This window comes from Algibacter mikhailovii (assembly GCF_014651495.1).
Classification (GTDB): domain Bacteria; phylum Bacteroidota; class Bacteroidia; order Flavobacteriales; family Flavobacteriaceae; genus Algibacter_E; species Algibacter_E mikhailovii.
The window spans coordinates 380358-393569 of the sequence record NZ_BMWZ01000004.1 but is presented as its reverse complement, the minus strand read 5'-3'; the positions used below and the strand labels follow the sequence as shown (position 1 = coordinate 393569).

15 protein-coding genes are annotated in these 13212 nt (G+C 36.0%); 10 read left to right on the top strand and 5 right to left on the bottom strand.

The window, feature by feature from the left end:
* Positions 1–36: 36 nt before the first annotated feature.
* From IE051_RS10520 to IE051_RS10500, 5 genes are all read right to left on the bottom strand, one after another.
* Positions 37–417, bottom strand: a complete 381-nt coding sequence (locus tag IE051_RS10520; protein ID WP_189360733.1) for a hypothetical protein — start codon at positions 415–417, stop codon at positions 37–39.
* Between the two features lie 195 nt (positions 418–612).
* On the bottom strand, positions 613–1953 hold the full coding sequence (locus tag IE051_RS10515; protein ID WP_189360732.1) for a tetratricopeptide repeat protein: 1341 nt from the start codon (positions 1951–1953) through the stop codon (positions 613–615).
* 406 nt (positions 1954–2359) lie between these two features.
* A complete protein-coding gene (locus tag IE051_RS10510) occupies positions 2360–2785 on the bottom strand; it encodes a hypothetical protein (protein ID WP_189360731.1) in 426 nt (141 codons plus the stop codon).
* 206 nt (positions 2786–2991) lie between these two features.
* Positions 2992–3525 carry a dihydrofolate reductase family protein gene (locus tag IE051_RS10505; protein WP_189360730.1) on the bottom strand — a complete coding sequence of 178 codons (534 nt, stop codon included), beginning with the start codon at positions 3523–3525 and terminating at the stop codon, positions 2992–2994.
* A gap of 51 nt (positions 3526–3576) precedes the next feature.
* On the bottom strand, positions 3577–4791 hold the full coding sequence (locus IE051_RS10500) for an RsmB/NOP family class I SAM-dependent RNA methyltransferase (RefSeq protein ID WP_189360729.1): 1215 nt from the start codon (positions 4789–4791) through the stop codon (positions 3577–3579).
* 171 nt (positions 4792–4962) lie between these two features.
* Between IE051_RS10500 and IE051_RS10495 the strand changes: the two genes are divergently transcribed.
* The 10 genes from IE051_RS10495 (at position 4963) to IE051_RS10450 (ending at position 13204) form a co-directional block, all read left to right on the top strand.
* Positions 4963–5541, top strand: a complete 579-nt coding sequence (locus IE051_RS10495) for an RNA polymerase sigma factor (RefSeq protein WP_189360728.1) — start codon at positions 4963–4965, stop codon at positions 5539–5541.
* 45 nt (positions 5542–5586) lie between these two features.
* Positions 5587–5910, top strand: a complete 324-nt coding sequence (locus tag IE051_RS10490; protein ID WP_189360727.1) for a hypothetical protein — start codon at positions 5587–5589, stop codon at positions 5908–5910.
* Positions 5911–5912: 2 nt separating this feature from the next.
* Positions 5913–6482, top strand: coding sequence for a Spy/CpxP family protein refolding chaperone (locus IE051_RS10485; RefSeq protein WP_189360726.1), 570 nt, complete (start codon positions 5913–5915; stop codon positions 6480–6482).
* 128 nt (positions 6483–6610) lie between these two features.
* The gene (locus tag IE051_RS10480; RefSeq protein ID WP_189360725.1) at positions 6611–6904 is read left to right on the top strand and encodes an EF-hand domain-containing protein; all 294 of its coding nucleotides are present in this window, start codon (positions 6611–6613) and stop codon (positions 6902–6904) included.
* 32 nt (positions 6905–6936) lie between these two features.
* Positions 6937–8382, top strand: coding sequence for a CotH kinase family protein (locus tag IE051_RS10475; protein ID WP_189360724.1), 1446 nt, complete (start codon positions 6937–6939; stop codon positions 8380–8382).
* 134 nt (positions 8383–8516) lie between these two features.
* Positions 8517–9053: an EF-hand domain-containing protein gene (locus IE051_RS10470; RefSeq protein WP_189360723.1), complete on the top strand. Its 537-nt coding sequence runs from the start codon at positions 8517–8519 to the stop codon at positions 9051–9053.
* Positions 9054–9078: 25 nt separating this feature from the next.
* Positions 9079–10164, top strand: a complete 1086-nt coding sequence (locus IE051_RS10465; protein ID WP_189360722.1) for a YHYH protein — start codon at positions 9079–9081, stop codon at positions 10162–10164.
* A gap of 320 nt (positions 10165–10484) precedes the next feature.
* Positions 10485–11828 carry a sulfatase-like hydrolase/transferase gene (locus IE051_RS10460; RefSeq protein WP_189360721.1) on the top strand — a complete coding sequence of 448 codons (1344 nt, stop codon included), beginning with the start codon at positions 10485–10487 and terminating at the stop codon, positions 11826–11828.
* Positions 11829–11848: 20 nt separating this feature from the next.
* Positions 11849–12634 carry a YHYH protein gene (locus tag IE051_RS10455; protein WP_189360720.1) on the top strand — a complete coding sequence of 262 codons (786 nt, stop codon included), beginning with the start codon at positions 11849–11851 and terminating at the stop codon, positions 12632–12634.
* Positions 12635–13204 (top strand): toxin-antitoxin system YwqK family antitoxin, encoded by a 570-nt coding sequence (locus tag IE051_RS10450; RefSeq protein WP_229796781.1) that lies wholly within the window; start codon positions 12635–12637, stop codon positions 13202–13204.
* Positions 13205–13212: the final 8 nt, after the last annotated feature.

Genomic DNA, 13212 nt, shown 5'->3' with positions numbered 1-13212 from the left:
CTTTAGCTTCCAGGTTTTGTTATAATGTTTTTATGCTTAATTATTAAATAGAACGGATAATAAGTTCTTAAAGTTGGTTGAAATCATACTGAAATAACTTTGTTCAATCCGATTGAAATGTACCTTTAAAAGATCTACCCCTTTAAAACTCTCATTAAATCTTTTTTCAGTTACTAAAAATTTTGCTTTATCCGAATTTTTATTAAAAATAGCAATCTCTTCACCATTAATTAACATCAGCCAAGGAGTTCTATAACTTTGCACTTCTGATAAATAATTCATTTTTATAATTGAATCCGTTAATTGAATTAAGTTATCAGTTTTATTTAATGAAAATTTTGATTCGTGTGGGGAAAATACGTCATCCCCAAGACAGACACTTTCTCTAGTAACGATAATTGAGGTTTTGTTTTTCATTATTTATAGGGTTGATATTTTATCTGTACCCTTTATTCAGGACGGTTCAAAATTATGCCTAAAGTGTTTGTTAAGATAAGTTACGTTGTTTAAGCACCTAATTTAGCAAATACAAACCGAATAGAAAACAGGCGGTGATTTTCAGAAGTAGGCGAGAACAAGCAATTACTTATAGTTATTGTTGTGTGTAGTACTTTATTTTTCATAGAAATTGAGTTCTATTATTTTACTTTCAAATTCAAATATGAAAGTGATTTTTTGATTAGATACCAAGTATCCAAAACCCTTTACATCTCTATAGGTATATCTGTTTTCTGCACTATAACTATAAATATTCTTTTTCGGTTTTTTATAAGTTGCAGAGATTGAATTATTTGTTAGAACTCCACTTATTGAATGTTTCTCTTCACCATTTTCCCAAGAAAATTCAATTAGATTTTCGTTTTTGGAAATTGTTATTGGAATTTCTCCATAATGCCAATTATTTGATATTTTAAAATCTATTTTTTTGGAAGTGAATACTGCATTTCCAAAATGATTAAAAAATCTAAACTTTTTATTAGCTTTATTTAAAATCTTTTCTTCTTCTTCTTTCTCTTTAGTAATTTTTGTTTTGATAGAAGACGTGGCTTCAAAAACATTTTCGTGAGGATTTTCAAATTCTTCTGCTTTTTTTAAATAATCTTCTGCTTCTTCAATAAATCCAAGATGAATTAATTGATATGCGATATTAGATGCCGCCAAACTGTTTTTGAATTCAAAAGCCTTTTTATAATGTTCAATTGATTTTATTTCTAGTCCTAGGTTTTTATAAGCTACTCCTATGTTGTTTAAAGCGCTTTGAAATTTAGAGTCGAAACCTAAAAGTTTTTTATAAAACAACAAGCCTAAGTCTTTTAAATCCTGTTCTGTTTCACTGTAATTATATGCAGCGTCAAATAATAAATAAGTGTTGTTAGGTGTTAATTCAAGTGCTTTTTGATACGCAATTGATTCTAACAATTTATTTTCAGTTTTCTTATAATAATTGGCTAATGCTCTATATAAAGTGACTTTTGGTTGTTTTTCATTTATATTATCTATGTGTTTGATTATTACATCGAGAGATTCTTTAGTGTTCTCATTTTCTAAATGATAATCTGAAATTCTTGAAATACAATATGCTTTTTGCTCATTTTTATTTGTTAGCTCTAAAGCTTTTGTTGCTAATTCAACAGCTTTTGGATAATTATTAGCTTGATTGTAAATTAAACTTAAATAAAAAAATCCGTGAGATTTTTTCTCATCATCGTTTTCAATATTTTCTGTATACTCCTCTAATTCTCTAAATGCGGAAGTATCTCCATATTTATGTCTCAAGTAAAAGTTTCTAACAAATTCTTCTTTTTTTCGGTTTGGGTCTTCTATTTCGGCTAAAACTCTATCTAATAATTCATCTGCATCTTTAAATTTCTTCTCACGAAGTGCTTCGTGATATTGAAAAAAAACATTATCACCGTTTTCTAATTCTTGTAAATCTTCATTTTCATCTTCCAAAGAATCACCTTTTGGTATAGCTTTTTCTTGATTGGTTGTTTCATTATCTTCTTTATTTTCTTGACGATGCATTTCAAATTCAGTCTGCCCTCTTTTTACCCTAATTTGTGTAAAATTGTTTACGAAAGACCATATTGTTTTCCATTTAACAATGAAAATGATAATAAAAAAAACAACTAAAAGAAACTTCCATTGACTTCCAATAGTTTTAATTACTTCAATTGTATTATTCTCCATTCAATTTTTATTAGGTTGGTTTTCATATTACACACAACGGTCAAAGCTAAGAGTAGTGCCGTATTCATGCTCTAATCTTTCAGCTTTTTCCATTTATTCTTTTGTGTTGAAATTAATCAATTTAGTCGTCACGAGGCATTACTTTTAGGTGATGTTGTAGTGTGTTTTTCTATTTTTCAAACAAGGGAAAACTAAGTGTTCCATTAATAGCACCATATATTATTGGGCATACAAATACAAAAATTATTGGTGAACTAAATATTAACCAAATTGGAATCCAATTTAATGTATTTTTAAATCTACTATTCAGTAAGTCAATTCCATTGTTCTTTAACTTTATTTTAATGTATTTTGTGTTTAATATCAAAAGTAAAATTGCCAATGGAATTCCAATATAATATTTCATACTTGGATTTGGATTCTCTGGTGTGCTATAAATTTTTGTTATCCCATTGAATATTAAAAATATTGGCACTAAAACTGTTCCTTCAAAAATTGAAATAAAATTAATTGTGTTTGACTTAGCCTTGCTTGGATTTTTTTTGTCAAAATATCCAAAAACTCTATAAATCAGATAGTCAAGTATCATCATCATTTTATTCTTTAAATGCACTACAACTCCTTATAAAGCGCCACAAATTCTTATTACCCCGTACAATAGCCGGAGTATGGCGATGCTCGTGTGTATTCGTTTATAAATGTAGCTTATTTTCTTACAAGTATAAGAAGTATTTTCTAGGAGTTTTCAACAAAGATCTAGGGTTGTTAACTTGTTGTTTAAACGGTTTGAATAACAGCGTATTAACGGCGTCTGGCATAACAACTCTGCACCATGTGAGTGTTGAAGACTTGGGTGTTCAGGTGATCAAACACCAGTGATTTTGGTAGTACCCTAAACAAGGGGATGCCGTCGCCTAGTATAATAGGCAATGTGGTTAAGCGTAGCTCGTCTATTAAATCTTGTTTTAGAAAGTTTTGTACTACCGTGCCACCATCTATATACAGGTTTTTAAACCCTTTATTGTGGAGGGTTTTTAACACTTCGGTTTCGTTACCCTGGAGTATGGTGACTTTATTTTTTAGAGGTTCGGGTATGGTTTGGAGGCTATGGCTGAGTACAAAAACAGGCTTGGTATATGGCCAAGGCCCATTAAAACCTAAAACCGTTTTAAAGGTGCTGCTCCCCATAACAATGGCATCAATGGCATTCATGAGGTCGTTATACCCCATGTCTAGCTGCTCTGGGTTGGGTACCATCTCCAACCAATCCAACTCACCTTGTTTACCAGCAATGTAGTTGTCTATACTCTTGGCTAAGAACACAATGTTTTTCATAAGCCTAAGGTAGGTATTTAGGAATTATGAAACAATGGGTGCCAAGGGCGTTTATGCTTTACGTGTCATTAGTGCCATATAAAACCCGTCATAACCAGAGGTATGCGCCAATAGTTTTTTGTCTTTTACCAGCTCAAAATTGGCGCCAGCTTCCGATTTTAAAAAGGTCTGCACTTGATTTTGATTTTCTGAAGGCAATACCGAGCAGGTGGCATAAACCAACTTACCATTGGGTTTTACCATTTTTGAGTACTGCTGTAATACGTCTTGTTGTACCCCTCTAATGCGGTCTAAAAATTCGGGTTCTAGTTTCCATTTGGCGTCTGGGTTTCGGCGTAGTACACCTAATCCTGAGCATGGGGCATCAATTAAAACGCGGTCGGCTTTGTTGTGTAACTTTTTAATAGGTTTTGTAGAGTCAATAACTTTTAAATCTACGTTATGTACCCCGTTGCGTTTGGCTCTTACTTTAAGCTTTCTAAGTTTGCTTTCGTAAATGTCCATAGCCACAATTTGTCCTTTGTTTTCCATTAAAGAAGCAATGTGCAGGGTTTTACCCCCGGCGCCAGCGCAGGAGTCTACCACTTTCATGCCTGGTTTTACATCCAGAAATTCGGCCACCAATTGCGAGCAGGCGTCTTGCACTTCAAACAAGCCTTTTTTAAAGGCATCAGTAACAAATACATTGGCACGCTCAACAAGTTTTAAAGCCGATGGGTGTCCTTTTATAAACTCGGTGTCTATGCCTTCGTCGGCCAATATGTTTTGTAATTGCTCTTTAGTGGTTTTTAGGGTGTTGGTCCTTAAAATAACCTCTGCTTTTTCGTTTTGTTTGGCTATTTCTTTGGTCCATTTAGATTCGCCTAATTCTGCTAATCCAACGGCATCAATCCAATCCGGAATAGATTCTCTTAGTTTTCTAACTTTGGATAGCTCATCAAAACGCCCTTTTATTTTTCGGGTTGGTGTGTTTTCAAAGTATTTCCAATCTGGTAATGAGATGCCTTTTAAGGTCGCCCAAACGGCAAACATGCGCCACAAGTTATCGCGATCAAAAGGTTCTTTTACCTCTGCTATTTCTGCGTATAGGCGTTTCCAACGTACAATGTCGTAAACGGTTTCGGCAACAAAGCCCCTATCTCTTGAACCCCAACGTTTATCGCGTTTTAATAATTGTTGGATCACTTTATCGGCATAATGCCCTTCGTTAAATATTAGGGTTAAACCGTCAATAACGGCAAAGCATAAATTTCTATGTAATCGCATGATGTGTAAATAAGGCTGCAAAGTTACGTTTTAAATGTCTATTTGTACAACCGTTGATAAGTTAATTGGTTGAGCTATTCAATTTTATATAAATTTGAAAAACTATTGAAAATTAAGCGCAAGTTTTATTTTTTAATGGCATCTAAACTTAACTAAGTTTAATTTACTTTTTTGACTGAAACCGAATTTATTGAAGGATTGAGAAGCCATAACGCCAACGCCTATGGTAAGTTACTTGATGATTTTCAGCAAAATGTATTTGCCACCTGCATATCCTTTGTGCCCAATAAAGAAGATGCCGAAGATATTGCGCAAGAGGTTTTTGTTGAGGTTTTTAAGTCCATAGCTAAATTTAAGGGCGATTCTAAATTATCCACCTGGATTTATAGAATCACCACCAATAAGTGCTTAGAATTTATAAGGAGAAAAAACACGAAAAAACGTTTTGCCTTTATGCAATCTATCATGGGTAATGCCATACCCATGGATAAAACCAGTTATTTTACAGAGATGAATCATCCAGGGGTTATTCTAGAAAATAAAGAGAAAAGCGAGACCTTGTTTTTGGCTATAAATCAATTGCCAGAGGCTCAAAAAGTAGTATTTACACTGCATAAAGTGGACGGTAAGAGCTATCAGGAAATTAGTGATATTACAGAGAAGAGTTTGTCTTCCGTAGAGTCTTTAATGTTTAGAGCGAAAAAGAATTTACAGAAGCTTTTAGAACATTTTTATAAAAATGACAAGTAACGCAAGTTTTAAAAACATATGGCATCTAAATTATTATAAGCGAGTATGATGGAAACAAATAAAAACATACAGGATAAAATTGATAGCACGTTTGAAGCATTTGATGCTATCGAAACCGTAAACGTGTCTCCTTTTTTTAAAGATAAAACCATGCAGGTTTTATTTGCTGAAAAGGAAGTGAAGCAAGTGGCTTGGTCCTGGTTTACACCGCAATTGCAACTGGCCACTTTAGTGTGCTTGGTGGTTTTAAATGTCATTGCATTTACAAAATTAGAGGCGTCTTCATCTTATGATGAGAATGTAAGTGTGTTTGCAGAATCTTACGGCCTGTATTCTAGCGACGATGATACCGCTTTAATAAATAATTAATTATGAAAAATAAATTACCCTTATACCTTTTACTTTTCTTTTTAATTATAGTGAATGCCTTCTTTCTCTATAATTATTTAGGTGCAGGAGACCAAGGTGGTCCTAAAGATCAAATTAGACCTGGGGATTTTTTGGTGAAGGAGCTCGGGTTAGATGCCACTCAGCAAGCCGCCTTTAGAACATTAGGACGGGAGCATCATCGAAAAATGCGCGGATTACTAGACGATATTAAAGAATTAAAAGATGCCTTGTTCAAGGGCTTATCTGATGATCCATCGCATCAGGTAAACGTGGATTCTATAGTCCATTTGATTGGAGAAAAAGAAGCCGCTAAAGACCTGGAAGTTTTTAGGCATTTTAAGAAGGTACAGGCGTTATGCAATGCGAAGCAAAAAGAGAAATTTGCCAAAATAATTGAGGATGGCCTTAGGGTTGGTGGCCGAGATCAAGGTCCTAGAGGAGCTAGACCAGAAGGTGAACGCGGACCGCGATCTAAAGGTTTTGAAGATAATAGGCCACCGCGCCCTAATGGGCCAAATGCGAATAGACCGCCTCCAGCAGCGCGGGAATAATTTTCTGGCAGTTTAAAAAAGACCTTCAATATATTGAGGGTCTTTTTTTTGTGAATTTTTTAACAATGCCCACCACAAGTTTAGAAAAATACACGCATCTAAAAGCACATAACAATAAAAACAAAAGAATGAAAAATGTATTAAGAACAGCCGGTTTAGTTTTAGGAATGATCTTATTTATCTCGAATAGCGCCTTTGCACAATCAGAAAATAATAAGGATAGAAAAAAACCACCAACTTTTGAGCAGCTTCTAGAAAAAATGGATGCTAACGAAGATGGGAAATTATCACAGAAAGAAGTAAAAGGGCCTTTAAAAGATCATTTTGCTGAGGTGGATGCCAATGAAGATGGTTTTATAACTGAAGAAGAATTAAAAAAAGCACCAAGGCCAAAAGGGAAAGGGAAGTCTAATAATGACTAGAAGCACTATACATTAACAACAAACCTATATATATGAAAATGCTAAAATCTACAAAAACGCTACTGAAAATCTCACTGTATACTTGTTTTATCATGGGCTTTGTGGCCTGTAGTGATGATACTGTTGCAGAAGATGTTCTAGTAGGAGAAGAAGGGGAAGTAGACGGTGAAGCCGAAGTGGAAGATGATACTAATTTTGTGGCCACCGATTGGACTACCGAAACGCATACCAAGGATGTAGATCCAAATTTTGACGAAGTTTTTGATGACACTGTTGTAAAAAGATTTGATATCGTTATAACCGAAGCCCGATGGCAAAGTATGTTGGATGATATGACTGCTAATTACGGGGTTTTCGGTGCCTCTAATTCTGGCGGCGGATTGCTAGACGTAGAAGAAGATCCTATTTTTGTGCCTGCCGAAATCTTTTATAATGGCAAAGAATGGTACCGCGTAGGGGTGCGTTTTAAAGGCAACTCGAGCTTACAATCGAGTTGGAGAAATGGCATTTTAAAACTTTCGTTTAAGTTGGATTTTGATGAGTTTGAGGATGATTATCCGCAAATTGATAATCAACGGTTTTATGGATTTAAAAAGTTTAGTCTTAAAAACAATTATGACGATCAATCCATGCTTCGCGAAAAGGTAGCTGGTGATGTGTTTAGAAATGCTGGTTTAGCCGGATCGCATACAGGATTTTATACCTTATATGTTGATCATGGTGATGGGCCTGAGTTTTTTGGCTTGTATACTTTAGTAGAAGAAGTGGATGGTAGTGTATTAGACACCCAATTTTCGGATGACGATGGGAATTTATACAAACCAGACGGTGATGCAGCTAGCTTTGCAGCAGGGACTTATGATGAAGATGAGTATGTGAAGAAAACCAATGAGGATGAAGCTGATTTTACGGATGTTGCTAGTTTATTGGCAGCCATTAATGATGACATAAGAACCACCGATCCTGAAACTTGGAGAGCCAATCTAGAAACTGTTTTTGATACCGATGTGTTTTTAAAATACCTAGCTGTGAATACGGTGATTCAAAATTGGGATACTTACGGTCTTATGACGCATAACTATTACTTATATAATAATCCGGATACTCATAAATTAACTTGGATTCCTTGGGATAATAATGAGGCCTTACAAGATGGTAAAAGAGGAGGTGCTTTAGCCTTAGATTTTTCAGATTTGAATGCGTCACAATGGCCAATCATTGGCTATATGTATCAGGATGCGGTATATAAGGCTAAATATGATGCGTATTTACAAGAGGTTGTCGATGGTCCTTTTAATGAAAATACCATACAGGCGCTGTACAATACTTACGCTGACTTGATTGGACCTTATGCCACTACGGAAGTGCCAGGATATACGTTTTTAAATTCTAGTGCTGATTTTCAAACCGCAGTAAATCAATTAAAAAATCATGTTTCAGAGCGGTCGTCGGCAGTTCATAGTTATTTGAATAATTAGAATTACATAAATTTTAGTTTGGTTGGTTATTTTGGTTAAAGGCTTCGTGAGCGATTGCGAAGTCTTTTTAAAGGAATCGTCACGTACGCGGTTTTTACCATAACCGATTTCATTTTATAAAAGTAAAAATCAATATGAAATATTATAATTTTAAAACAGGCACAATCCTATTTTCCATGCTACTTTGTTTTGGCCTATTTGCGCAAGGACCTCCTGGAGGAGGCCAAGGCGGAAGAAGAGGTGGCGGACAAGGTCCCCAAGATCAAAGCGGTGGTGGTAAACCTGATGCGTCGCAAATAATGGAGCGGTTGGATACCAATAGCGATGGTCAAATTGATGAAGATGAAGCTTCACAAGATGAAAGAGGCCACATTAAGGAACATTTTGAGACGATTGATACCAATGGTGATGCATTCATTGATTTAGACGAACTGGAAGCCTCATTAAATAATAAAAAGCCGAAGAAGGTTTCGGCTAAAAAAATCTTAAAGGAGGTAGATGATGATGGGGATAAGAAATTAAATGAACTTGAGGTAGCGGCTAAAGGTAAAAGTGAATTATCCAAGCATTTTAACGAGATTGACACAAACAATGACCATGCACTTGATTTAGACGAATTGAAAGTGTTTTATGCTAAAGCGGACAAACCACAACGAAGAGGCAGAGACTAAGTTTCATGTAACATATAATTAAAAGATGAAAAATCGATACCAATGGATACTGCTTATGGCTATGGTGCTTGCTGCAGGCTGTACGAGTCAAAAAAAGACAAGTCTTCACAGTCATGATGGCGCAAAACCACATGCCCATACCACTAATAAAAGTGAAAGTAATACCGATTATTTTGGGGATTATATTTTAGAAGATGCAGCTTTTGGCACTAAAACAAAGGTTAATATTTTGGGCGAGCAACGTGTTATGGAGACTAATGCCTTGCCTAATCATAAAACAGGTGCCTTTCCTAGAAAGGGAAACCCGAATACCATTGCTGCTCAAAACAAAAAATATACGTTTCCATTACATCCAAAATATGTAGGAACCCCACAATGGGTGAGAGAACCCGGAGTGTCTTTAAACGGTGTGAAGTTTGAACCAGGCACTGCCGAAGTGGTTATTTGTGATACGGGAGAAAACTATAGGGTAGAGGCGTTTCAAGATGTCATTAATTTAGGGCTCGATTTTAATAATGCCCATGTACAGCCTACTGGCGCTTATCATTACCACGGTGCACCTACTTCGGTTATTGAAGCATTTGATACAGGTAACGATTTAGTACATATTGGTTTTGCCCATGATGGTTTTCCAATGTATTATTCAAAGGGTAACGCTTACAAGTCCAGTTATCAATTGGTTGGTGGTGATCGAGAAGGTGAAGATTGCACCTATACCAATCCTAAAAACACTTTAGATATTTCAGTTGACGGGCATCACAACGGTACCTACACTTCTGATTTTGAATATGTGGAAGGCTCAGGGGATTTAGATGCATGTAATGGCATCACCATTCAAGGAAACTATATGTATATGGTAACCCATACGTTTCCTTATGTGGGCAGATGTTTAATGGGGGAGGTCAGTCAAGATCAAATTGGTTTAAGAGGTCAAGGGGGACGTCCTAATGCAGGGCAATTAATGGAAAGACTGGATGAAAATAACGATGGTAAATTGTCTAAAGCTGAAGTAAAAGGACCCTTGAGTGCCAATTTCTCAAAGGTAGATGCCAATAAAGACGGCTATATTACAGCTGAAGAATTGAAAAAAAGTGGGAGGCCGAAAAGGTAAAATCCCTCTATTTTAATTTTTTTTTACTTTAGGCGCAAGTTTTTATTTAAAGAGGCATCTAAAAAGGAAACAAACTTGAAATAATGAAACTTAACCGAAGAAAACTTATGCTTTCTTTATTGGTAGCCTCTATAACCCTATTACTATTGAATTTATATATCATATATAATTTTAGTGGTCATACAAAGATGAAACATTCCGGTAAGCAGGAATTCGTTTTTATAGAAAATCAATTCGAATAGGTTTTCTGAAAAACCAATCCCAAAAAAAATCTTTAGATCTCGTTTCATGCTAAAATTTATGTAAAAATGACTACCCCAATGAAATCAATTTATTTACTACTATGTTTAGTTTTAACCCTCAGTTATGCTTGCAGTAATGCAGAAGATGTCTTGGTTGAACTTGAAAAAACAGAGGGAACACCTGAAGAAACACCAGAAGAAACTAATAATACCAAACCTAACATTTTATTAGTTATAGCGGATGATATGGGACTGGATGCAACACCAGGGTATGACATCGGTGCGTTGAAGCCAAATATGCCTAATCTACAGGCCTTACTAAATAATGGCTTGCGCTTTAATAACTTGTGGTCTTACCCACTATGTACGCCAACTCGCGGTAGCATGCTTACTGGGAAATATGGTTTTAGAACAGGTGTTACCACCGTGTCTCAAGAAATGCCAATATCAGAAACGTCAATCCAAGAATATCTGGACGAAAATAATTCGGGTTATGCGCATGCCGTAATTGGAAAATGGCATTTATCAAGAGATCTAGATCATCCTACAAATTCAATTGTTGGAGACTACGCGGGTTTTCTTAGTGGTACGCTACGGTCTTATTGGAACTGGGATTTAGTTGAAAATGGTCAATCTACCAATACCACAACGTACAGCACGTCTAAGTTTACAGATTTAGCCATTGATTGGATTGATGCCCAAGAGCAACCTTGGTTTTTGTGGTTGGCCTATAATGCACCACACACCCCGTTTCATTTACCTCCCAATGAATTGCATTCTCAAGGCGCGTTACCTTCAGGAGATGCGGATATAGCCGCTAATCCATTACCCTATTATCTGGCTATGTTAGAAGCTATGGACTCAGAAATGGGAAGGTTAATAGCTTCTATGAGTGAGGAAGAACGCGATAATACCGTTATTATTTTTATGGGCGATAACGGTACGCCAAATCAGGTGGTGCAAACGTATAATAGTCGTCGTGCAAAAAACAGCCTTTATCAAGGCGGTGTTAATGTACCTATGGTTATCTCAGGGAAAAATATTACCCGTATTGGCGAACAGGAAGATGCCTTGTTAAATACAACAGATCTTTTTGCTACCATTGCTAGTATAGCAGGTAATGAAATTGATGAAATCAATGACAGTAAAAATTTTGAGTCCATGTTAAGCACGCCAGGGCAAGAAGTCCGAAATTTTGCGTATTCCGAAATTGGAACCGATGTAAATAGTTTGGATTACACGATTAGAGATGCTACCTATAAGCTTATAAGATTTAATACTGGAGAAGAGGGATTATATCACTTGATTGATGACCCATTAGAAAGTATTAATTTATTAAGTGCAAATAGGCTTCCATTATCCAACGAAGCATTAAATGCGATGACAGCTTTGGAAGCTGAGTTGGTTAGACTAAGACAATAATAATATAATTTACAATAATCATGATAATTTATAAACGCATATTAATTTTAATAACTTTAGTATTCTTTGTGGTGACCGCCTGCTCAAATGGTGATGATGCACCGATGGTTCAAGAGCAAGAGGAAGAAGAGGTTGACCAAGGGGGAAACACAGCTTACGATATTAGTGCTGTGCTAGAGAAATTTGAAGGTACAGGACTATCTTATGCGATAAACGGAAATACCGTAACCTTTACTACTCAAGATTTACCAAATCACACAAGTCCATATTGGCCCACTAACAATCCGCTTTATGAAGCTTATAATGGGACCAATAGTGAATTCCGTTTAAACCCGAATCGCATTGAGGCTCAAAATATTGTGTTAACCATAACCTTAAACCCTGAAGAAGCTTCAAATAAGGAGGTGACTCCCATGGGGCCCATTGGTATTTCTAGAAATGGCGTGGTGTTCTTTAATCAATATGCTGCGGGTGGTTCGCCGTTAACCAATGAAATTAATTCTTTTGATCAGTACTTAGGGCACCCTGCAGGACAAAGTAATTATCATTATCATATTGAACCCACGTTTTTAACACAAGAATTTGGAGAGGATGCCTTTTTAGGTTTATTGTCTGATGGGTTTCCTGTTTATGGCCCTCAAGAAAATGGAAAAACAATTACCAATGACGACTTAGACGCCTATCATGGTCATACTGGTGTGACTGCTGATTTTCCAAATGGCATTTACCATTATCATATTACTAATGAAGATCCGTATTTAAATGGCAATGGCTTCTTTGGAACCCCAGGAAATATAACCAGGTAATTGAGATTTAAAGTTTTACATATTGTGGTCTTAATGGGCTTATTATTTGGTTGTAACACAAGTACGAATACCGTCGTGGTTAATGATACCTATGAAAATTTGAGACTAGAGAATGGCGTGTTATTCTACAACACTTCGCCCTTTAACGGGGTGCTTAGGTCATCTTATGCTTCAGGCGCTGTAAAACGTCAAGTAAACTATAGGGATGGCAAAAAAGATGGTTCCGAAATACAATGGTCTGAAAATGGCAATAAGCTCATAGAGCGTTATTATGCGCAAGGGGTTAAACGGGGTATTCATAAAGCCTGGTGGGACCATGGTATTCTGAAATTTGAATATCATTTTAATGACCGGGGGGAATACCATGGAGAAATGAAGGAATGGTATGAATCAGGACAGCCGTTACGCGCCTTTAATTATGTCAATGGAAAAGAAGATGGTGCTCAAAGACTTTGGAAACCCGATGGAAGTATTAAAGCCAATTATGAGGTGGTGCATGGCGAACGGTTTGGGTTAATAGGTCTGAAAAAGTGTTACACCGTGACAGTAAATAGTGATGAGGTTAAATAACTGCTTTC